The organism is Pseudogemmatithrix spongiicola (assembly GCF_030623445.1).
GTDB lineage: Bacteria > Gemmatimonadota > Gemmatimonadetes > Gemmatimonadales > Gemmatimonadaceae > Pseudogemmatithrix > Pseudogemmatithrix spongiicola.
The window spans coordinates 115,444-134,770 of the sequence record NZ_CP130613.1 but is presented as its reverse complement, the minus strand read 5'-3'; the positions used below and the strand labels follow the sequence as shown (position 1 = coordinate 134,770).

Genomic DNA, 19,327 nt, shown 5'->3' with positions numbered 1-19,327 from the left:
CAGTTCAAGCCGGCAACTCCGCCAACCCAAACTCCTTCCCCGTCTCCCGCGCAATCGCGCCCGCTCGCACCAACCGCACCAGCGGCCCCAAGGCCACCAGCGTCGCGAACAACAGCAAGGTTTCGATGTGATAAACCACGCTGTACGGCACACTGGGATCCGCCATCGCCCCCGTGATGCGACCATCGGCGATGCCCCGCACCACCCAGTCGCGGATCACGCCGGCGCCGAACATCGACAGTCCCTCGGAGCTGGCGAACACCGCGCCCCAAGCCCCCAGCGCGATGCCGTGCTGCGTGGCATCGCGCAGCCCCATCGCCGCACTCAGCGTCCCCACGGCGAACAGGCCTTCGCCCATACCCATCAGGAACGCCCCGCCCGCGAACATCGTCGAACTCTGCAGCGGCGAGGCGAAGATCACGGCGCAGAAGCTCATCACGCCGAGGAAGCAGCCGAGGGCCGCGACGCGCACGGCGTCGGAGCCGCGCTCCATCATCCGCGCCGCCCAGAGGAACGCGACGATGGCGCCAGCGGCCGTAAGGCCCGTCAACGAGGTGGTCTGCCCCACGGTCCATCCGAGGATCTCGCCGCCGTACGGTTCGAGCAGCACGTCCTGCATGTTGAAGGCGAAGAAGCCGAGGCCCGTCGCGACCAACAAGCGGATGGCGTTGCCGCCCTTGAGGAACGCACGCCAAGCATCGAGGAACAACGGCCGGCGTTCGCCCTTGGCGTACGGCACGACGCCGCGGCGCCGTGCCTCCTGTTTCCACAGCGAGATCGTGTTGATCACCAGCGTGAACAGCGCCGCACCCTGGATGACCTGGATCAGCTTGATGCTGGTGAAGTCCTGCAGCAGGCCGCCGAGCACGAACGCCGAGATGAGCGCGCCCAGGAGCATCATCACGTACATGAGGGCGATGACGCGCGGGCGCTTCTCTTCCGTAGAGAGGTCGGTGGCCAACGCCAGACCGCTGGTCTGCACGGTGTGCGCGCCGGCGCCAACCAAGAAGAACGCCAAGGCGGAACCCGCCAACGGGATCCAGCGACCGCCCCAGATCTGTTCGCCGCTCAGCACGATCAGCGCGAACGGCATGATGGCCAACCCGCCGAACATGGCCAGCGTGCCGAACCAGATGAACGGCACGCGCCGCCAGCCCAGCACGTTGCGGTATGTATCCGACTTGAAGCCGATGAGCGCCCGGAACGGTGCCACCAACAACGGGATCGCGATGAACGCCGCCACCAGCGTCGCCGGCACGCCCAGCTCGAGAATCATCACGCGGTTCAGCGTGCCATAGAACAGCGTCGTCGCCATGCCCACGGTGAGCTGGAACAGGCTCAGCCGCAGGAAGCGCGACAGCGGCACGTCATCCGTCGCGATGTCCGCGAACGGCATGAAGCGCGGACCCAATTGCTGGATCGTCCGCGTGATGATTGACGGCGCGGCGCTCATCGCATACCCCTTACCACACCGGCTCGAGCCGGAAGTTGGCGGGCAGCGGCTTGTGCACCGCCGGCAGCAGCATGAGCCGCAGGAAGGTCCAGCCGTTGCTGAGCTTGGCGCCCGTGCTCGTGAGCCAGCCGCCGAGGCCGCCGGCTTTGTTGCCGCGCTCGATGGCCTGCATGTTCTGGTTCATCGTCTCGAGCAGGGCCCAGAACTTCGGGTTGTCCGTGTCGATGGTCACCGGGAAGCACTGCTGGCTGATCTCGTTCGTGAGCTTGATGACGCGGCGGTCGAAGTCATCCACGTCGAAGCCCAGCGACTCGAAGAACCCGCGGCGCGCATGGTCGCGCACGTACATCGTCGCGAACACGGCGAGCAGGAAGAAGCGGATCCAGATCTTGTTGCCGCCCTGCAGGAACTGCGGATTGGCCCGCATCAGCACCGCGAAGGCCTCGCCGTGGCGGAACTCGTCGTGGCACCAGTTCTCGAACCACTTGAAGATCGGATGGAAGCGGTACTCCGGATGCTTCTCCAGCTGGCGGAAGATCGTGATGTAGCGCGCGTAGCCGATCTTCTCCGACAGGTACGTGGCGTAGTAGATGTACTTGGGCTTGAAGTACGTGTACTTCTTGGCCTTGGTCAGGAACGAGAGGTCCACGGCCACGTTGAAGTCGGCCAGCGTGTGGTTGATGAACCCGGCGTGCCGGCCCTCGTCGCGGCTCATGAAGCCGAAGAGGTCGCGGATGTCCTGGTTCTTCACGCGCTTCTTGATCTCGGCGTAGAGGATGCAGCCGGAGAACTCCGCCGTCACCGAGCTCACGAGGAACTCGATGAACGCCGTCTTGAGCTCCGGGCTCCAGCCCGTGAAGTCCAGGGCCTCGAACTCCTCGTTGCGCTTGAAGTGGTTCTTGTTCGGGTCGCGGCGGAACTCGTCCACCAGCTCGTCCCAGTCCTTGCGCAGGGCGGAGACGTCCAGGCGGTCCATCTCGGCGAAGTCCGTCGTATAGAAGCGCGGGTTGAGGACGGCGTCCTCGGTCGCGGCCTTCGTCGACTCGTTCACTTCCTTCATGGGGGGCTTCATCGTCGCTTCGTACATGGCTCAGCCCTCGAATCCGACTTCGTACAGCTCGGTGATGCCGCTGGTCCCGAGCACGCGCACGAGCACTCGACGCGGCCAGCTCGCCTGCTTGACCGTCGCCGTGGACTCGAGCACCCGCTTCTCGACGAGCTTCACGCGATTCGGCGCGTTGTGCACCAGCACCTCATCGCCCTCATGCACGTCGTAGCCCTTGAGCTCGACATGGGCATGCAGGTGCGTCGGATGCGACTCGAGGTCGATCGTGCAGGGAACCACGCGCGTGCGTCGGTACAGCGCCCAGGCGCCGATTACGGCGGCTGAGAGGACAATCCAGGACATCATGGCGAGATCCTCCGGGGGGTGGACTGCAGTTCCATCGCCTGCGAGGTGTAGAACGAACTCTTCACCTGCTGCGTCCGCCCGGCCGTGAAGCCGGGCAGCGCCTGCTGCAATGCGTCGCGCAGCGCCTGCTCCGCGGTCGGCACGATCTGCGGCGCGCGATCGGCGCGCGGGAACCACTTGCCCACGGCATGCATGGTCGCGAGCAGCGGCGTGCGCGGGGCGAAGGTGAAGACGAAGCCCTGGCGCACGCGCGGAGCCAAGGCGCTGACCGCGGCGACCGCGTCGGCGAGCTCGTAGTGGATGAGCGAGTCCATCGCGAACACGTAGTCGAACTCGCCGAGCGCCGCGTCGAGCATGTCGCCGGCGCGGAAGTCGATGCTGCCGCGCAGCGTGCTCTGGGCCGCCCGCTGCCGCGCGACATCCACCAGCGTCGGCGAGAGGTCGATGGCCACGACCTCGGCGCCGCGCCGCGCCAACTCGATGCTCGCCGCGCCCGTCCCGCAGCCGGCGTCGAGCACGCGCACCCCGGACAGGTTGGTCGGCAGCCACGAGAGCATCAGCGTGCGCATGCGATCGCGCCCGGCGCGCACGGTCGCGCGGATACCGCTCACCGGCGCGTCCGAGGTCAGCGTCTCCCAGGACTTCGCCGCCTGGCGGTCGAAATACTCGTGCAGCCACGCACGCGTGCGCGCGTAGCCGCCCGGGAGGGCGGCGGTCGGCGGCGTGGAGGGAGTGCCCGGCATCAATCGTAGCCCAGCAGGTCGAAGATCTCGCGGTCGCGCAGCGGCGTGCCCGGCTGCGCCGGCACGCCGGCGGCCAGCGTCGCCGCGATGCGCATGTACTCCTCCTGCACCAGCTTCACTTCCGGCGTCTCGTCCATCTCGAAGATCGTGCACTTCTTGAGCCGGCTGCGACGGATCGCGTCGAGGTCCGGGAAGCGCCCGCTCAGCGACATGCCCGACGCGCCGTTGAAGCGGTCGATCTGGTCGGTGTCCGCGCTGCGGTTCGCGATCACGCCGCCGAGGCGCACCGCATAGTTCTTGGACTTCGCGAGGATGGCCGCCATGATGCGGTTCATCGCGAAGATCGAGTCGAAGTCATTGGCCGTCACGATCAGCGCGCGCTGCGCATGCTGCAGCGGCGCGGCGAAGCCGCCGCAGACCACGTCGCCGAGCACGTCGAAGATCACGACGTCGGTGTCTTCCAGCAGGTGATGCTCCTTGAGGAGCTTCACCGTCTGGCCCACCACGTAGCCGCCGCAGCCCGTGCCCGCCGGCGGCCCGCCCGCCTCCACGCACTGCACGCCGCCGTAGCCGATGTACACGAAGTCCTCGGGACGCAGCTCTTCCGAGTGGAAGTCCACGGTCTCGAGCACGTCGATCACCGTCGGCACCATCTTCTTGGTGAGCGTGAAGGTGCTGTCGTGCTTGGGGTCGCATCCGATCTGCAGCACGCGCTTGCCCAGCTTGCTGAATGCCGCGCTCAGGTTCGACGAGGTCGTCGATTTCCCGATGCCGCCCTTTCCATAGACCGCAAACACCTGGGCGCCCGTGATCTTCTGATCATCGTGCACCTGCAGCGAGCCCTCGCCGTCCTCCCGGGTCGGTAACACCGGCAATCGCATCGTTCCAGCCACGTCCACGCTCCGTTCACTGCGTTCCGTCTCGCACCGGGTCCGTCCCGCTGCGCAGTCCCTGGCAACACCAGGCCACTACGCCACCGCGCTGACGCCCTCGAGCCGGTCCTCCAAGTCCTCCGACGCCTCCCGCAGCTTGGCGAGCATCTCCTCGCTCGGCTGCCAGTAGCCTCGGTCATGCGCTTCCATCAGGCGCTGGGTCATGCCCACCGCCGCATTCGGATTCGCCTTCGCCAGCCGCTCCCGCATCGCGGGATCGAGCACGAAGGTGTTCGTGATGTCCGTATAGACCCACTGCGGCACGTTCCCCGCCGTGGCGCTCCAGCCCAGCGTCGTCGCCACGTGGCCGGCGATGTTGCGCGCGCCCTCGTAGCCCTGCTGCAACTGGGCCTCGTACCACTTGGGGTTCAGCATGCGCGTCCGCGTCTCGAGCGCGACCTGCTCGCCCAGCGTGCGCACGCGGCCGTCCTTGCCCGTGTGGTCGCCGAGGTACACCGGCACCTCGGCGCCCTTGGCGCGTGTGATCACGCGGTTCATGCCGCCCAGCGACTCCACGTATTGGTCGATGTCCGTCGCACCGAGCTCGACGGAGTCGAGATTCTGGAACGCGACGTCGGCACCGCCGAGCGCGCGCTGCATGAGCGCGGGCATCGCCTTCACGCCGGCCTTCACGCCGTAGGCAAAGCTCTTGCGTTGCACGAACTGCTCGGCGAGCTCGTCTTCCTGCTGCCACTGGCCGGTCTCGACCAAGAGGTTGACGTTCGATCCGTAGGCGCCGTCGGCATTGGAGAACACGCGCAGCGCCGCTTCGTCGAGCGAGAGCCCGAGCGACTGCATGTGCTCCAGCGTGTGCTTCTTGATGTAGTTGCCTTCGATGGGCTCGTCGGCCTGCGAGGCCAGCAGCGCCGCTTCGGCGATCAACTTGGTCTGGAGCGGCAGCAGGTCGCGGAAGATGCCGGAGAGCGTGCAAACGACATCGATGCGCGGACGGCCCAGCGACTCGAGCGGAAGGAGTCGGGCGCCCGCGAGCCGTCCAACCGCATCGAAGCGCGGGGCGGCACCCATGAGCGCCAGCACCTGCGCGATCGGCGCGCCTTCCGTCTTCATGTTGTCCGTACCCCAGAGCACGAAGGCCACCGTCTCCGGCAGCGCGTGCCCATCGGCCACATGACGCGCCAGCAGCAAGTCCGCACGCTTGCGGCCGTCGATCAACGCATAGGCGCTCGGCACCTTGTAGGGATCGAAGCCGTACAGGTTGCGGCCCGTCGGCACGATCTTCGGCGTGCGCACGATGTCGCCGCCCGGTGCGGGCGGCACATAGCGCGCATCCAGTGCCCGCAGGATGCCAGGAATCTCATGGTCCTCGGCAAGCAAGCGATCGAGCTCCGTCGCCTCGGCATCCGAGAAGCCATCGGGCATCGAATCGCGGATCGCCTTGATCGTGTCGCGGCGCGCCTGCTCGGGCATGCCCTCGCCGACTACGTGGAGACCCATCGGGATCAGCGAATACTCGAGCTCCAGCAGCCGCGCCCGAACATCCGCGACGCGTTCGCCAGTGTCGCCGTTCCACTTCGGCTCGAGCTTGCAGAGGTCGAGGGCAGCCGCCTGCTCCTGCAGCACCTCGGCCAGCGCATGGTCCGGATCGTCCTGCGAGCGGAAGGCATCGAGCGAGGCCTTGAGCGTCGCGAGATCCTTGTAGAGCCCGGCCTGCGCGATCGGCGGCGTGAGATAGCTGACCAGCGCCGCGCCACCGCGCCGCTTGGCCATCGTGCCTTCCGACGAATTGTTCGAGGCGTAGAGATACACATTGGGCAGATCGCCGATCAGGCGCTCCGGCCAGCACTTGTCCGTGAGGCCGACCTGCTTGCCCGGCATGAACTCCAACGCGCCATGCGTGCCGAAATGCAGCACGACGTCCGCGCCGAAGTCCTCGCGCATCCAGCGATAGAACGCACAGAAGGCGTGCGTCGGCGCGAAGTTGCCCTGGAACAGCAGGCGCATCGGATCGCCTTCCCAGCCGAAGGCCGGTTGCACGCCGACGAACACGTTGCCGAACCGCGCGCCCATGACGAAGAGCTCGCGGCCGTTGCTCAGCTGCTTGCCCGGCGCCGGTCCCCACACCGCTTCGATTTCCTGGAGGAACGGCTCGCGGCGCACGTGGTCGTCGGCCCGGATCAACGCATGCACGTTGGCCGGCGCACCCACCTGCTGCGCGTTGCCCTCGGTGATCATCTGCCGCAGCGCATCGGCGCTCTCGGGGACGTCCACCGTATAGCCTTCGCGCTGCATCGCCTGCAGCACATTGAACAGCGAGTCGAAGACCGCGATGTACGCGGCGCTTCCCGTATTGCCGGCGTTTGGCGGGAAGTTGAACAGCACGATGCTCACTTTGCGCTGGCTGCGCGGCCTGCGCCGCAGCTGCACCAGCTTGGCCACGCGGGCCGCCACGGCATCCACGCGTCCGACGATCGGCTCCGACGCCGCGGCTGTGCCTTCCTTCGGTTCACCCTTGCCCCCGTAGACCAGCGGGCCGATCGCGCCATCGAGCTCGGGAATCGCCACCTGCAACGTCGCCTGCAGCGCGTTCAGTCCGCGCGGGTCGCGCTCCCACTCGCTGACGGTCTGGAACTCCAGCGTCTGCAGCGAGAGATACGGCACGTCGAGCGCCGTCAGCACCGCCTGCGCGGCTCCCGCGTCGTTGTAGGCCGGTCCGCCCACCAGCGAGAAGCCGGTGAGCGACACCAGGGCGTCGATGGTCGCCTTGTGCGTGCCGCGCAGCGCGAGCTTGCGGTCCATGAAGTACTCGTGGATCGCCGCACGCGCGTCGAGACCGCTGGCAAAGGCGGGAATCACCGTCAGGCCGCGAGACTCCAGCGCGCGGATCACCGCATCGTAGTGTGCCGTGTTGCCGGCGAGCAGGTACGAACGCCCGAGCAGCACGCCAACCGTGCCCGCCTTGCCCTTCGTCGGCAGCTTCTTGAGCTCGGCGCTGATCCCGCGGCCCGGCAACGACGGGTGATACACGCCCACATCCGGATACTCCTCGGGCTCCTGCACGTCGAGCGTGCCCCGGAGCACCGCGCGCGGCCCCGCCGCATAGCGGTGCACGAGCATCTTCACGAGGTTCGCGAGGTTCGTGTCCGAACCCGCCAGCCAGTACTGCATCGCGAGGAGCCAGGCGCGCAGGTCCTGCGCCGCGCCAGGAATGAACTTGAGCAGCTTCGGCAGCTGGCGCAGCACGTTGAGCTGGCGCTCGCCGGCGCTGCGGCCCTCGTCGCGCGAACCGCGCAGCTTCTTCAGGATGTTCAGCGGCGACCACGGACTCGGGGACCGGTCTTCGTCGGCCATCGAGTACTTGCCCAGCCGCGTCAGCTTCACGATCTCGTTCACGCAGAGCATCGCGCAGACCGCGTCGCAGTCCTTGCGCCGCGCCGCGATGGCGTCCTTCACCGGCCCCGCGCTCTCTTCCGTGAACAGCTGCCCCGCGATGATGATGTCGGCCTGCGCGATATCCGCCCGCGCGCGCTCGGCCAACGCCTCGTTGGCGCTGTAGTCCGCCGCGATGTGCATGCTCAGCGTCAGGCCCGGCAGTTCGCGGGCCAGCAACGCCTTCGCGCGTCCGAAGGCATCGGCAAAGTGCGCATCCAGCGTCACGATCGTGACGCGGACGTTCACCGCCGAGGCCCCGGCCGCGCGCTTACTTGCCATAGTGTGCCTTGGCCTCGTAGAGCGTGTCCACGCCGATCTGCGCGATGCCGCGCTCGACGGCGAACTTCTCCGTGTTCATGCGCGCCTTCTTGCGCACGAAGAACGGGATCTTCTTGAGCTCCTTCTCGCCGTCCGCCGTCCACGCCGGCGCGCCGGCGGCCACCGCCACGAGCAGCGGCTCGGGCTCCTGGCGCTTGGCTGGGGCCTTGCCGTGGTGCGAGCCGTGCTCGCCGAACTCAAAGTCCTCGCGAAACATGCCGATCAGGTGCTCCTCGAGCCCCATCATGAGCGGGTGCACCCAGGCGTCGAAGATCACGTTGGCGCCTTCCCAGCCCATCTGCGGCGAGTGCCGCGCCGGCACGTCCTGCACATGGAAAGGCCCGCTGATCACGGCGCAGGGCACGCCGAGGCGCTTCGCGATATGGCGCTCCATCTGCGAGCCGAGCACCAGCTCCGGCGCTGCGGCGGCGATGGCCGCTTCCACTTCGAGGTAGTCGTCGCTGATCAGCGCCTCGAGTCCATACTGCTGCGCGGCCTCGCGGACGTCGCGGGCCATCTCGCGCGAGTAGGTGCCGAGCCCGACCACGGTGAAGCCGAGTTCGTCGCGGGCGATGCGCGCCGCGGCGATCGCATGCGTGCCGTCGGCGAAGATGAACACGCGCTTGCCCGTGAGGTAGGTCGAGTCCACCGAGCGCGAGTACCAAGGCAGGCGGCTCTGCGCGGCGTCGAGGGCGTCGCTGACATCGACACCGGCGAGCTGGCCCACTTCGGTGAGGAAGTCGCGCGTGGCGCCGACGCCGATCGGCACCGTCTTCACGAACGGCATGCCCTGCGTGCGCTGCAGCCAGCTCGCCGTCGTGAGGGCGATCTCCGGATACAGGCAGATGTTGAAGTCCGCGTCGGTAAGCGACTGCAGCTGCGCCGGCGTCGCGTCCCAGGGCGCGACGACGTGCACGTCCACGCCAACGCTTTCGAGCAGGGCGCGTACCTCGCGCACGTCATCGCGGCTGCGGAAGCCGAGCGCCGTGGGGCCCAGCAGGTTGGCCTTGGGGCGCTGCCCCGCCGACCGCTGGGGACGCTCGCGCTTCGCGCTGCCGACCATCGCGCGCACGAGATGGTAGAACGTCTCCGACGCGCCCCAGTTCTCCTTCTTGGAGTACGCCGGCAGTTCAAGCGGCACCACCGGCACGGGGAGATTCATCCCCATCGCCAGCGCGCCCGATTGATCCTGGATCAGTTCGGCCGTGCAGGAATCGCCGACCAGCAGCGCCTGCGGCTTGAAGCGCTCGTAGGCATCGCGCACGGCACTCACCACGAGGTTCGCGGTGTCGCCGCCCAGGTCGCGGGCCTGGAACGTCGTGTACGTCACGGGCGGGCGCTTGTCGCGGCGCTCGATCATCGTGAACAGCAGGTCCGCGTAGGTGTCGCCCTGCGGCGCGTGCAGCACGTAGTGCACCTCGCGCATCGACGTGGCGATGCGCATCGCGCCGACGTGCGGCGGGCCCTCGTAGGTCCAGAGCGTGAGTTGCATCGCTTTACACCTTGAGCCGGCCGACGCGGTCCAGTGGCCGCGCGAAGAGTTCAGCGAGGTCGCCCGCCTGGTCGAAGCCATGGATGGGCGAGAACACCAGCTCGATGCTCCACTTGGTGCGCATCCCCTCGGCTTCCAGCGGATTCGCGAGCCCGAGCCCGCAGACCGTGAGATCGGGCGCCGCCGCCTTGCAGCGGTCCAGCTGCTTCTCGACGTCTTGGCCTTCGCTCAATGCAGTACGCGGCAGCAGGTCCAGCTCCGCGTCGACGAGCAGCTTGTCGAGGTAGGGCGTGCCGACCTCGATGTTCTCGACGCCGAGTTCGCGGGCGAGGAAGCGCGCGAGCGGGATCTCGAGCTGCGAGTCGGGGAACCAGAACATGCGCTTGCCTTCGAGCGCGGGCTTGTAGCGCGCGATCGCCGTGCGGGCCCGTTGGGCGGGCGCGGCGATCGCGCTGGCAAGACGTTCTGGTGCGACGCCGAAGGCATCGGCCGCGGTCCGGAGCCAAGCGGTCGTGCCTTCCACACCTAGGGGATAGGGTGCCGAGAGGAGCGTCGCACCGCGCGCTTGGAGAGCGCGCACGGTTTCGTTCAGGAACGGCTGCGCGAGCAGCAGCTTGGTGTTCGGGCCGATCGGCGGCAGCTGCGTCGCACGCCGCGGCGGGAAGTACTGCACGTTCGTGATGCCCAGCTCGCGGAACAGCCGCGTGAACTGGTCCTCGACGACGTCGGCGATCGTGCCGCAGACGAGCAGGTTCTGCTCCTGCGTCTCCGGCAGCGCCGGGACCATCGCCTTGAGGCAGGCGTCCTCGCCTTGGGTGAAGGTCGTCTCGATGCCCGAGCCCGAATAGCTCAGGATGCGCACCTTGCCCACGTACTCGACGGCGAGGCGCTGCGAGGCCTTGGCGAGGTCGAGCTTGATGACTTCGCTGGGGCAGGAACCGACGAGGAACAGCGTGGTGATGTCCGGCCGACGCGAGAGCAGTTGCCGCACGACGCGGTCGAGCTCTTCGTTGCAGTCGGCCATGCCGGCCAGGTCGCGGTCGCCGAGAATGGCCGTGGCGAAGCGCGGTTCGGCAAAGATCATCACGCCGGCGGCGCTCTGGATGAGATGCGCGCAGGTGCGCGAGCCGACGACGAGGAAGAACGCATCCTGCATCTTGCGATGCAGCCACACGATGCCGGTGAGCCCGCAGAAGACTTCGCGCTGCCCGCGCTCCTTGAGCACGGGCACGTCGCGGCAGCCGGTGTCGACGACAGGCAAGGCGGTGCCGGTCACGCGAGCACCTCCTGCATGCGCTCCTGCGTGTGTCGTTCCTGGAGCCGCGCGGCGCGCAGCTTGAGGATGAACTGCACCGCGTTGACGATGTACGCCGCGTACGCCACCAGCGCGATCGCCATCAGGCCCTGCGGCGAGAACCAACTATAGAAGAGACCCGCCACGTACAGCAGGTGCAGCGCGATGACGCCCATCGAGACGACGTCTTCCCAGAAGAAGGGCTTGGCGAACAGCCATTCGTCGAAGACGACCTTCTCCCAGATGGAACCGGTCACCATGATGGTCAGCAGCAACGCCGTCTTCACCAGCACGGAGGCGTTGGCGATCCACAGGCCATCGCCGGTCGCGAGGAAGCGCAGCACGAGCGCGGCGGAGATGACGCAGACCAGGAACTGCACGGGCGCGAGGATGCCCTGCACGAGCGTCCACTTGGTGGCATCGCGCCGCGCACGCTGCTCCGGAGTGTAAAGACCGCTTGACGCTTGGTTGCCTGACACGCCGAACCGCTCCATACTTGGGGGGAGTTGGCAGACCTCGACGTCGCAGACCGACGGCCTGCGCCACCCAGATATTGGCAGACGGCCCAGAGGTTGTCAATAGAAGTTTACGTCAGGCTCTCTTGACAGCAGACGGCCCCAGCGCGACCATTGTACGCGTGGTGCGTGGGTAACCCCCCAACCAGCTCCGCTGGAGGCCGAAGATGTCAGGTCCTCAACCTCGCTCGCAGCCGATGGCTGATGTGGCCGCTTCCATAGGAAGCGGCTCGCACGTCCGTGGGCACCATAGCAGTACGCGAGCACAGCACCACCGCGGCGAATCGCCCGGCACGGTGCAGCAGGAGCGCCCGCACATCGGGGAGCTCGACGTCGCCCGCTTCATCAAGATCCTGCTCTCCTACGACGAACAGGCTGCCCATGCCTTCGCCAACGAGATGCTCGATCGGGGCATCTCGGCCGAGCAGCTCTACGAGCAGCTTTTCGCCGAGGCCGCCCGGAAGCTCGGGGACATGTGGACCTGCGACGACTGCAGCTTCTATGACGTGACCCTCGGCACCGGCCGGATCCAACGTCTGGTGCGCGAGTTTTCCCATCAGTTTCTGGCCGATAATGTCTATCCGGGCTCGACCGGTCGGCTGCTGCTCTGCAGCGCCTCCGACGAGCAGCACTCCCTCGGCTTGGCCGTGTTGGCCGAGTTTTTTGTACGGGACGGGTGGGATGTTCACGTGGGCCCGGGCCTCGGGTCCGAAGCTTTGTTAGACAAGGTCCGAGAAACCGACTATCATATAATCGGCTTCTCGGTGGCGGTGACTTCCCGTATCGCCAAGCTGCAGCAGGACATACGACGCGTGCGCCAGGTGTCTCGCAATCGCGACATCCGGATCATGCTCGGCGGTTCCCTCATCACCGAAGATCCATCGCTCGCCGAGCGTATCGGTGCCGATGGATATGCCAACGACGCTGCGTCTGCGATTGCAGCCGCGCGGCGGCTTCTCACTGCCTGAGGCAATGGGCTCTCGAGCATTACTCCCATCGGGGCAAGCATCGATGGAACCCGGCGATCGCCACACAGACGCCTCCCGCCCCACCCTCTCCGACCTTGCGCCGGATTGGGCCGCGAAGCTCATCACGGCCACGAGCGAAGTCGCACTCGTCGTCGACCGTGATGGCGTGATTCGACATGTCTCATTCTCCGGCGCCGAACCGCCGATCGAAGGCGCCGATGAATGGGTCGGCAAGCCGTGGGTCGAGACGGTCACCGCCGATTCGCGCGGTAAGATCGACCTTCTATTGAAGGAAGCCGCCACCACCGGCACCACGCGACGCCGCCAGGTGAACCACCCGGCGCGCACCGGTGCTGACATTCCGGTGGCCTACAACGCGGTGCGCGCCGAGAACGGCGCGGTGATCGCGGTCGGGCGCGACCTGCGCACGATCTCGATGCTGCAGCAGCGACTCGTCGACACGCAGCAGGCGATGGAGCGCGACTACTGGCGCCTGCGCCACGTCGAGACGCGCTACCGCCTGCTCTTCCAGCTCTCCACCGACGCGATCATCGTCGTCGACGCCGACACGATGCGCATCGTCGATGCCTCGGGCGCGGCGGCGCGGCTCTTCGACGTGCCGGCCGACAAGTTGGTCGGCAAGGGATTCCCGCTCGGCGTCGCCGCCGAGCATGTGCGGGCGGTCGATGATTTGCTCGCGACGGCGCGCACGACCGGCCACGCCACGGATGTCCGGCTCAAGCTCACCGGGGATCGCGGCGACGTCCTCGCTTCGGCGTCGTGCTTCCGCCAAGACAATCTCACGCTGTTGCTCGTCCGCCTCTCGCGGCACGCGACCCCGTCGGCGGCGAACACCTCGCACCGCCAGCGTCTGCTCGAGTTGATCGATCGCACGCCCGAGGCATTGGTCGTCACCGACGCCGAAGGCGACATCCTCACGGCGAACCGCAGCTTCCTCGACCTCGCGCAGCTCGCGAGCGAAGAGCAGGCCAAGGGTCGCTCGCTCGGCAACTGGGTGGGACGTCCGGGCGCGGACCTGAGCGTGTTCCTCTCGACCGTGCGCAAGCACGGCGTGGTCCGCGTCGCGGCGAGTTCCATTCGCGGCGACTTGGGCCTGGCCACCGAGATCGAACTCTCCGCAGTATCGTTGCCCGCCGAGCACGGCGCGGGCGTCGGCTTCGTCATGCGCGATGTCGGACGTCGCGTGACGACGGTGCCGCACGGCGCGCGCGATCTCACGAAGGCCGTGGAAGAGCTCACCACGCTCGTCGGCCGCGTGTCGCTGCCGACGCTGGTGCGCGATACGACCGATCTCGTCGAACGTCATTTCATCGAAGCCGCACTCGAGCTCACCGGCGACAATCGCACGACCGCCGCCGAAGTGCTCGGGCTTTCGCGTCAGACCTTGTATGTGAAGTTGCGTCGCCACGGACTGTCGTCCTCCGGCGAAGTCGACACCGCCGACGCGGGCTGAGGTCTCAGTCCGTGTCGGCGGTTTTGTCTCCCCCCAGTGTCAGGCTATCATGGCATCAATCGGTGTCAATGAACAGCTACAGCACCCTCGGACGCTCCCCGCGCCCGGGGCTGTGCTCGAGTTGCTCAAACCGATCACCTGGTTCCCGCCGATGTGGGCGTTCGCCTGCGGCGCCATCTCGTCGGGCGTCCTGCTCGGGGATCGATGGCCGCAGCTCGCGCTCGGCCTGCTCATCACGGGGCCGCTGGTCTGCGCGACCTCGCAGGCCGCCAACGATTGGTACGACCGTCACGTCGACGCAATCAACGAACCGCATCGCCCCATTCCGTCTGGCCGCATGCCGGGTACCTGGGGCTTTCGCGTCGCGATCATCTGGACCGCGCTCTCGCTGCTCGCGGCCGTTCCACTCGGCGTCGCCGGCATCGTCGCCGTCGCCGTCGCCCTCGCGTTCGCGTGGGCCTACTCCGCCCCGCCGTTCCGCTTCAAGCAGAATGGCTGGGTCGGCAACGCCGCCGTCGGTGTCACCTACGAAGGCCTCGCCTGGATCACCGGCGCCATCGTGCTCCTCGGCGGCGCGATTCCCAACGGCAAGGTCCTCGCGATGGCCGCGCTCTACTCGCTCGGGACGCACGGCATCATGACGCTCAACGACTTCAAGGCGATCGACGGCGATCGCCAGATGGGCATCAAGTCGCTCCCGGCGGCTCACGGCGAACACGTGGCGGCGTGGGTGGCCTGCCTCCTGATGCTCGTGCCGCAGTTCGTGGTGATGCTGCTGCTCGCCAGCTGGGGCAAGCCCGTGCATGCGAGCGCCATCGGCGGACTCGTCGTCGTGCAGACGATGATGATGGCGAGCTTCCTCGCCGCGCCGCGGCAGCGTGCGCTGTTCCTCTCGGCGGCCGGCGTCCCGTTCTATGTGTCCGGGATGATGGTCGCGGCCTTCGCCCTGCGGGGACTCTGATGACGGGGACCGCACGCATCGCCGCCACGCGGACCTACATGGAATGGGGCGGCATCGCCCGCCTCGGCCTCGCGCAGATCGCCATCGGCGCCGTCGCGGCCATCATGACCTCCACGCTCAACCGCGTGATGGTCGTCGAACTCGCGCTCCCGGCGACAATTCCCAGCGTGCTCGTCGCGCTGCACTTCGCCATCCAGATGTCGCGCGCGAAGTTCGGCTTCGACTCCGATCGCTCGGCGTCGCGGGCCCCATGGATCCTTGGCGGCGCCATCGTGCTCGCCGTGGGCGGCACGCTCGCGGCGATGGCCGTCTCCGTCGCCAGCAGGCAGCTCATGCTCGGGCTCACGCTGGCGTTCTTCGCCTACGCCCTCATCGGCGTCGGCATGAGCGCGGCCGGCACGGCGCTGCTCGCGCACGTGGCCGAACAGGTGGAGCCGCGCAAGCTCGGCGGGGCGGCGGCGCTGCTCTGGATCATGATGATCTTCGGGATCGCGGTGACGGCCGGCGTGTCGGGCCAGATGCTCGATCCCTTCACGTTCCCGCGCCTCATCACGGTGACGGCGGTGGTCTGCCTGATCGCGGCGATCCTCGCCGCGATTGCGGCCTGGGGATCCTGGGGTATGCAGCGACCCGCTCTCGAGAAACCGGCCGTTGCGGCGGACGCCAGCTTCCGCACGACGATCCTCGACGCCCTGCGCGACCCCGTGACTCGGCGCTTCGCGTTCTTCGTGTTTGCGGCGATGCTCGCGTACTCCGCGCAGGACCTGATCCTCGAACCCTTCGCCGGTCGCGTGTTCGCGATGACGCCGGGCGAGAGCACGAAGCTCGGTGGCCTGCAGCACGGCGGCGTGATGCTCGGCATGCTCGGCGCGGCGATCCTCTCGGCGCGCATGGGATCGCTGCGCGTGTGGGCCGCGGCGGGCTGCGTGGCATCGGCGGTGGCGCTACTGGTGTTGGCCAACGCGCCCTGGTGGGGCGGCGTGGCGCTGCTCAAGGGCACGGTGTTCGCGCTGGGCGTGGCGAACGGCGTGTTCGCCGTGGGTGCCATCGGCTCGATGATGGCGATGACGGCTGCGGATACCACGCGCGGCACGGGCATCCGGCTAGGCGTGTATGGCGCGGCGCAGGCGATCGCGTACGGCGTGGGCTCGTTGGGCGGCGGTGTCGCCAGCGACCTCACGATTGCCGCGATGGGCGATGCGGCGCGTGGGTATGTGGCCGTGTTCGGCGTCGAGGCCGTGCTGTTCATCGTGGCGGCGTTCATGGCGCTGGCGAGCACGCCGTCGGTCTCGGCGCGGGTGATGCGGGAGCAGGCGACGGGTGATGTCATCCTTGGAGCGATGAGGTAAGCGTGGCGGAGCAGACGTATGACGTCGTCGTGATTGGCGGCGGACCGGCGGGATCCACGGCGGCGCATGACCTAGCGCGCGCGGGGCGCTCCGTGTTGCTGCTCGACCGCGCCTGGCGCGTGAAGCCCTGCGGGGGTGCGGTGCCGCCGCAGCTGCTCAAGGACTTCGACGTGCCGGAGTCGCTGTTGGTGGCGCGCATCAACGAAGCGCGCATGATCTCGCCCAAGGGCAAGACGGTCGACATCCCCGTCGGCAAGGGCTTCGTGGGCATGGTGGACCGCGAGGTGTTCGACGAGTGGCTGCGCGCCCGGGCGGCGACTGCCGGCGCGGAGCGCATGACGGGAGCCTTCGTGCGTCGCGATCGCGATGCCGACGGCGTGGCGCGCGTGGTGTTCACCGACGGACGCTCGCGGCACGGGGCGGAGAAGTCCGTGCGTGCCCGCGCGATCATCGGCGCCGATGGCGCGCTCTCGCAGGTGGCGCGCCAGTGCGTGCCGCGCGCGGACGAAGGCAAGTTCGTCTTTGCGTATCACGAGATCATCAAGAGCCCGACGCAGAACAGCGAGCTCTTTGCGCATGACCGTTGCGACGTGTACTACCAAGGCCCGCTCTCGCCGGACTTCTACGCCTGGATCTTCCCGCACGGCGCGACGACCAGCGTCGGCACGGGCTCGCTGCAGAAGGGCTTCGGCCTCAAGGAGAGCGTCGCGCAACTGCGGGCGGCTACGGGGCTCGATACCCTCGAGACGATCCGCAAGGAAGGCGCGCCGATCCCGCTGCACCCGCTGCCGCGCTGGGACGACGGCCGCGAGGTGGTGCTGGCCGGCGATGCCGCGGGCGTCGTCGCACCGGCCAGTGGCGAAGGGATCTTCTACGCGATGACTGGTGGCCGCTATGCCGCCGATGCCGTCGAGGAGTTCCTGGCGACGGGCAAGGCGAAGTCGCTGGCGAAGGCGCGGCGGCGCTTCCTCTGGGATCACGGCCAGGTGTTCTTCGTGCTCGACGTGATGCAGAAGTTCTGGTATTCCAACGACGACCGCCGCGAACGCTTCGTGGCGATCTGTCGTGACAAGGACGTACAGCAACTCACCTTCGACGCGTACATGCAGAAGAAGCTCGTGCGCGCGAAGCCGTTGTCGCATGCCCGCATCTTCTTCAAGAACCTTGCGCATCTCACTGGCTTGGCCACCGCTTGATGGACGGCTCGCTGTGGGGCCCGATCACCGCGGCCGTCGCCTTCTGGGCGACGGTCGCGGTGGCGGGGGCGCTGGTCACGGACATCGGCCCGTGGTACAAGGGCTTGAAGATGCCGGCGTGGAAGCCGCGCGATGCGCTGTTCGGTCCCATCTGGACGACCGTGTTCATCGGCGCGGGCACGGGCGGCGTCATCGCCTGGCGCGGGGACGGTGGCACGCCGATGGAGCGCAAGCTCTTTCTGCTGGCCTGTCTCGTGAATGCCATCGGCAACGTCCATTGGTCGTACCTGTTCTTCCGCACGCGCCGGCCGGATCACGCGCTGGTGCAAGTGCCGTTCTTCTATCTCTCGATCCTCTTCATGTATTGGACGTCGCGTCCACTGGCGTACGAGGCGGGCATCTGGTTCGCCCCGTACATCGCCTGGGTCACGGCGGCCATCAAGCTCAATTGGGACGTCGTGAAGCTCAACGGTCCCTTCGCTGGAACTCCCAAGGGGTGAACGGCCCATGCTGATCTCCCTTGCCGTGGACTACCGGCACGCCAACGTCGCGACACGCGAACGCTTTCACTTGAGCGATGCGCGCATCGCGAAGCTGTATGCGCGCGAGCCGAACTCCGTCATCCGCGAACTCGTCTGCGTCTCCACCTGCAATCGCAGCGAGATCTACGCCTGGGCCGGCGGCGCCGACCCGGCCACACCGGCGGGCTTTGACCACGCCATCACTGCGCTGGCGCGCGCCTGGATGGGCTCCAAGACGGAAGCCCGCGCGCTGCTCGCCGTGGCCAAGAAGCGCGGCGGCCTCGACGTCGCACGCCGCATCCTGCGTATCTCCTCGGGCCTCGACTCGCAGGTGATGGGCGACGGACAGATCCTCGGGCAGCTGCGCGAGTCGTACCGGCAGGCCGATGCGGCGGGCACGGCGGGCTCGGTGTTGCACCGGCTCTTCGATACGGCGATGCGCACCGGCAAGCGCGTCGCCGCGGAAACGGGATTGCACGCGGGCCGCCGCTCCGTCGGCGCCGAAGCCGCCGCGCATGCGCACCAACGCTTCGGCAATCTCGCGCATGCGCGCGTGGTCGTCGTCGGCTGCGGCAAGACCGGGCAATCGGTCGCGCGCCAGCTCCAGAAGCTCGGCGCACGCGACATCGTGCTCATCAATCGTTCGATGCCACGCGCGCTGACGCTCGCCGACGAAGTGGGCGGGCGCGCCGCGCCGTATGAAGCGCTGCACGTGGAAGTCGCGATGTCCGACGTCGCCATCGCCGCGACGGCGGCCAGCGAACCCGTCGTGATGTACCAACAGCTGCGTACCGCGCGCGAGAACTGCGGCACGGCCACGTATCCGCTGCTCCTGCTCGATCTCTCGATGCCCCGCAACGTCGATCCGGCGCTCGGCGGCGTACCAGGGGTGACCATCGCCGACCTCGATGCCCTGCACATCCCCGTGCTGGCCGCCGAGGAGCTGCGCAAGGCGGCGGTGCCGGCCGCCGAAGCGCTCGTCGAAGCCGAACTCGAGAGCTTCGTGGAGTGGGTGAGTGCCGCGGCCGCCCGCGAGGCGATCCGCCCGCTGGCCGAGGCGCTCACCGAGATTTGCCGTCGCGAACTGACCTTCGCGGCAGGTGATGAAGTAGCCGAGCATGCGACGAGCCGCATCGTGGCGAAGCTGCTGGCGCGCCCGATGACCAAGCTCCGGACGGCGGTGGCGCATGGCGAGGCTCTGCATGCGTTCACCATGACCCTAGATTCCCTCTTTGCGGGGCCGGCCCCGGTGCCCGTGAAGGCGCCGCGCGCCAAGCGCCGCGCTCCGTAGCTCCACCCGCTGTTCTGAG

At 67.8% G+C, this 19,327-nt stretch carries 16 protein-coding genes; 7 read left to right on the top strand and 9 right to left on the bottom strand.

The window, feature by feature from the left end; all coding sequences use genetic code 11:
* Nucleotides 1-4: 4 nt before the first annotated feature.
* From Strain318_RS00655 to bchF, 9 genes are all read right to left on the bottom strand, one after another.
* Entirely contained in the window at nt 5-1,453 is a 1,449-nt protein-coding gene (locus tag Strain318_RS00655) for a BCD family MFS transporter (protein WP_367886608.1), read from the bottom strand.
* 10 nt (nt 1,454-1,463) lie between these two features.
* Nucleotides 1,464-2,525, bottom strand: a complete 1,062-nt coding sequence (gene acsF / locus Strain318_RS00650; RefSeq protein ID WP_367886607.1) for a magnesium-protoporphyrin IX monomethyl ester (oxidative) cyclase — start codon at nt 2,523-2,525, stop codon at nt 1,464-1,466.
* A gap of 18 nt (nt 2,526-2,543) precedes the next feature.
* Nucleotides 2,544-2,864: a hypothetical protein gene (locus Strain318_RS00645; RefSeq protein WP_367886606.1), complete on the bottom strand. Its 321-nt coding sequence runs from the start codon at nt 2,862-2,864 to the stop codon at nt 2,544-2,546.
* On the bottom strand, nt 2,861-3,607 hold the full coding sequence (gene bchM / locus Strain318_RS00640; RefSeq protein ID WP_367886605.1) for a magnesium protoporphyrin IX methyltransferase: 747 nt from the start codon (nt 3,605-3,607) through the stop codon (nt 2,861-2,863). Before bchM ends, Strain318_RS00645 begins: the two co-directional genes overlap by 4 nt.
* Nucleotides 3,607-4,488 carry a ferredoxin:protochlorophyllide reductase (ATP-dependent) iron-sulfur ATP-binding protein gene (gene bchL / locus Strain318_RS00635; protein ID WP_437436319.1) on the bottom strand — a complete coding sequence of 294 codons (882 nt, stop codon included), beginning with the start codon at nt 4,486-4,488 and terminating at the stop codon, nt 3,607-3,609. Before bchL ends, bchM begins: the two co-directional genes overlap by 1 nt.
* Before the next feature lie 87 nt (nt 4,489-4,575).
* A complete protein-coding gene (locus tag Strain318_RS00630) occupies nt 4,576-8,208 on the bottom strand; it encodes a magnesium chelatase subunit H (RefSeq protein ID WP_367886603.1) in 3,633 nt (1,210 codons plus the stop codon).
* Nucleotides 8,198-9,739, bottom strand: coding sequence for a ferredoxin:protochlorophyllide reductase (ATP-dependent) subunit B (gene bchB, locus Strain318_RS00625; protein WP_367886602.1), 1,542 nt, complete (start codon nt 9,737-9,739; stop codon nt 8,198-8,200). The genes Strain318_RS00630 and bchB overlap by 11 nt, the downstream gene beginning before the upstream one ends.
* Nucleotides 9,740-9,743: 4 nt before the next feature.
* Nucleotides 9,744-11,015 (bottom strand): ferredoxin:protochlorophyllide reductase (ATP-dependent) subunit N, encoded by a 1,272-nt coding sequence (locus tag Strain318_RS00620; RefSeq protein WP_367886601.1) that lies wholly within the window; start codon nt 11,013-11,015, stop codon nt 9,744-9,746.
* On the bottom strand, nt 11,012-11,512 hold the full coding sequence (gene bchF, locus Strain318_RS00615; protein ID WP_367886600.1) for a 2-vinyl bacteriochlorophyllide hydratase: 501 nt from the start codon (nt 11,510-11,512) through the stop codon (nt 11,012-11,014). The genes Strain318_RS00620 and bchF overlap by 4 nt, the downstream gene beginning before the upstream one ends.
* Nucleotides 11,513-11,745: 233 nt before the next feature.
* Here bchF and Strain318_RS00610 point away from each other — a divergent pair, with 233 nt between their 5' ends.
* From Strain318_RS00610 to hemA, 7 genes are read left to right on the top strand one after another with little or no spacing between them, the layout of a single operon-like run.
* Nucleotides 11,746-12,516, top strand: a complete 771-nt coding sequence (locus tag Strain318_RS00610) for a cobalamin B12-binding domain-containing protein (RefSeq protein WP_367886599.1) — start codon at nt 11,746-11,748, stop codon at nt 12,514-12,516.
* 43 nt (nt 12,517-12,559) lie between these two features.
* Nucleotides 12,560-13,990 carry a transcriptional regulator PpsR gene (gene ppsR / locus Strain318_RS00605; RefSeq protein ID WP_367886598.1) on the top strand — a complete coding sequence of 477 codons (1,431 nt, stop codon included), beginning with the start codon at nt 12,560-12,562 and terminating at the stop codon, nt 13,988-13,990.
* A 49-nt stretch (nt 13,991-14,039) separates the two neighbouring features.
* Nucleotides 14,040-14,951: a chlorophyll synthase ChlG gene (chlG, locus tag Strain318_RS00600; protein ID WP_367886597.1), complete on the top strand. Its 912-nt coding sequence runs from the start codon at nt 14,040-14,042 to the stop codon at nt 14,949-14,951.
* A complete protein-coding gene (locus tag Strain318_RS00595) occupies nt 14,951-16,300 on the top strand; it encodes a BCD family MFS transporter (RefSeq protein WP_367886596.1) in 1,350 nt (449 codons plus the stop codon). Before chlG ends, Strain318_RS00595 begins: the two co-directional genes overlap by 1 nt.
* A gap of 2 nt (nt 16,301-16,302) precedes the next feature.
* A complete protein-coding gene (locus Strain318_RS00590) occupies nt 16,303-17,496 on the top strand; it encodes a geranylgeranyl diphosphate reductase (RefSeq protein WP_367886595.1) in 1,194 nt (397 codons plus the stop codon).
* The gene (locus Strain318_RS00585; RefSeq protein ID WP_367886594.1) at nt 17,496-17,996 is read left to right on the top strand and encodes a TspO/MBR family protein; all 501 of its coding nucleotides are present in this window, start codon (nt 17,496-17,498) and stop codon (nt 17,994-17,996) included. The genes Strain318_RS00590 and Strain318_RS00585 overlap by 1 nt, the downstream gene beginning before the upstream one ends.
* Nucleotides 17,997-18,003: 7 nt before the next feature.
* Nucleotides 18,004-19,308, top strand: coding sequence for a glutamyl-tRNA reductase (hemA, locus tag Strain318_RS00580; RefSeq protein ID WP_367886593.1), 1,305 nt, complete (start codon nt 18,004-18,006; stop codon nt 19,306-19,308).
* Nucleotides 19,309-19,327 lie beyond the last annotated feature (19 nt).